This window comes from Anaerococcus sp. (assembly GCF_022770135.1).
GTDB lineage: Bacteria > Bacillota > Clostridia > Tissierellales > Peptoniphilaceae > Anaerococcus.
On the sequence record NZ_JALEIL010000053.1, the window covers coordinates 1 to 2,527 of the forward strand.

At 34.8% G+C, this 2,527-nt stretch carries 2 protein-coding genes and 1 pseudogene; all 3 read right to left on the reverse strand.

The window, feature by feature from the left end; all coding sequences use genetic code 11:
* Nucleotides 1–656 (reverse strand): Gfo/Idh/MocA family oxidoreductase (locus MRZ08_RS02220; protein ID WP_297378791.1); only part of this gene is annotated, 656 nt, incomplete at its 3' end.
* 21 nt (nucleotides 657–677) lie between these two features.
* Nucleotides 678–2,285, reverse strand: a complete 1,608-nt coding sequence (locus tag MRZ08_RS02225) for a solute:sodium symporter family transporter (RefSeq protein ID WP_297378793.1) — start codon at nucleotides 2,283–2,285, stop codon at nucleotides 678–680.
* A gap of 11 nt (nucleotides 2,286–2,296) precedes the next feature.
* Nucleotides 2,297–2,527 (reverse strand): annotated as a pseudogene (locus MRZ08_RS02230) (myo-inosose-2 dehydratase); the annotation flags it as partial.

Consider the following 2,527-nt stretch of genomic DNA (forward strand, 5'->3'; position numbering starts at 1 on the left):
TCAAATCTTAAGTTAATGATGGCTGTGTCTACATCTACACCTTCGATTTCTTTATTGCACTTAACTGTAGCTTGTGTATAAACTTCTACTACTTCCTTGCCTGTTAAGAATCTTGCCATGTCGAAATCATGTATTGTCATGTCCATAAAGAGTCCGCCTGAAGATTTAACATATGATAGTGGTGGTGCTTCTGGGTCTCTTGAATCTACTCTTACTAATTCAAGGTCACCAACTTTTCCATCATCTATTAATTTCTTTACATAGGCGAAGTTTCTATCATATCTTCTGTTTACACCTATTTGGAATTTAACTCCTGCTTCTTTTACAGCCTTGTAAGCCTTCATTGATTCTTCATCAGAAAGCGAAACTGGTTTTTCACAGAATATATGTTTACCTTTCTCAGCAGATTTTACGATGTAGTCTACGTGAGTATCTGTTGGTGTACAGATTAATACTGCTTCTATCTCTTCATCATTGAAGATAACATCTGGATCTGTTTCCAATTTGATACCTATTTTTTCTTCGAAATCTTTTAGCTTATCTGCAAATGGATCTACAATTCTTTTGATGTTAATATTAGGGTTGTTTACTAGATTCATTGCGTGAATTTGACCGATTCTACCTGCTCCAAAAATACCTACGTTTAATTTTTTCATAATTTTCTCCTTATTTTTTTATTATACACTTGCTATTCCCAATGGTGAGAAGAACAAGTAAGTTGCAATTACTACTATTGTGATTAATATTGAAAATACTTTAACTTTTGCCCATGGCTCTACGCCAACTTCTTGGGCTATTGAATATTGATTTATATCAAATACTTTTCCTTTATATGTTAAGTTACTTACTATAATCATGATTAATAAATCTATGAAGAATAAACCACTCAATACATATAAGAAATGTACATCTTTTAGGATAACTTTTGATAAAGCGTAAACTACAACGTGGAATATCATAGTGGTTTTGGCTGCTGTAGCTGTTGCTTTCTTATAATAGAAGGCACATAGTATCATAATCAAAAGTGGCATATTATATAGACCATTGAACTCCTGAACAAAGGCATATAAGCCTGATCCTGCTTTAGATATGAAAGGTGCTACGACTATTGATATTACTCCTAGAGTGATATTTGTGATTCTTCCAACTCTTGCCATTTGTTTGTCTGTCGCATCCTTATTTATTATTGGCTTGTAGAAGTCTAAGGCAAATAAGGTAGATGTAGATGACAAGCTACCTGCAAATGATGATAGGATAGCTCCAAATATAACTGCTCCAAATAGCCCCATGGCCCATTGTGGTAGAACTTCTACTACTAGTTGTGGGTAGGCTCCATCTTGAGCTGTTAGGAATTGATCTCCAAATAAGTTTCTTGCTACTACTCCAGGGAATACTAAAAATAGTGCCCCAAATATCTTAAATACTCCAACAAGAAGTGCGCCCTTTTGAGCTTCCTTCAGGTTCTTAGCTGCGAAGGCCTTTTGAACTATCATCTGGTTAGTACACCAGAAGAAAAGGTTATTAAAAAACATTCCTGTGAATAGGGTTGGCCAAGGCACGATCTCTGAATCTACAGCTCCTATCGAATTTAATAATTCCGGAGTGTTTTGTGTTACATGCTCAATACCTGCTAGGAATGACCCATCTCCCAATAATTTTAATCCTAGGAAAGGAACTGCTAGACCACCTATAATTAATCCAAACTGATAAATTGTATCAGAATAAGCTGAAAGAGTCATACCACCTAAGAAGAGATACAAAACTCCTACAACTCCTATAAATATTACCATTATAGTTATAGCTGAAATTTGTGATATCCCAAGCATTTGATCAACTCTAAACAATTTATTAAATACTAAAGCCCCTGAGTAGAGAACTACTGGCATGAATGATACCATGTATGTAATAATAAATAGAATTGATACAATTCTTTTAGTCATTGTGTCATATCTTATTTCTATAAAGTCGGAAATCGTATTTATACCATATCTAAAATATTTTGGTAAAAATACAGCTGCTAGAAGTGCTATAGCTACGGCTGAGGTAACTTCCCAAGCCATTACTTGCATACCACCTACATAAGACTGACCATTCTGACCTACTATCTGCTCCGTTGAGAGGTTAGTCATTATTATTGTTCCAGCTACTACTGGTGCTGCTAATGATTTTCCTCCAAGGAAGTATCCCTCTGATGATGATGTATCAACTTGCCCAATAGTTTTCTTATAGGCGATGAAGCCTATAAGACATACTATTATAGCAAAGCTTGCTATTACGAAAAACATAATATCTACCTTTATTTCTTAGCAATAAGCTTATTTGTTATAAGCATATCCATGAAGTTTTTAGCTTTTTTGTGGTATAGGAATGGGTTTGCTAGGGCTGGATCTTGTTCAGCTTCTACAACGATCCATCCTTCATAACCATCTTCTAAGATCATATCGATTATAGCTTCAAAATCTATACAACCGTCTGAAGGTACTGTAAATGTTCCTTCAAATACTGATTTTAGGAATGACCATTCTTC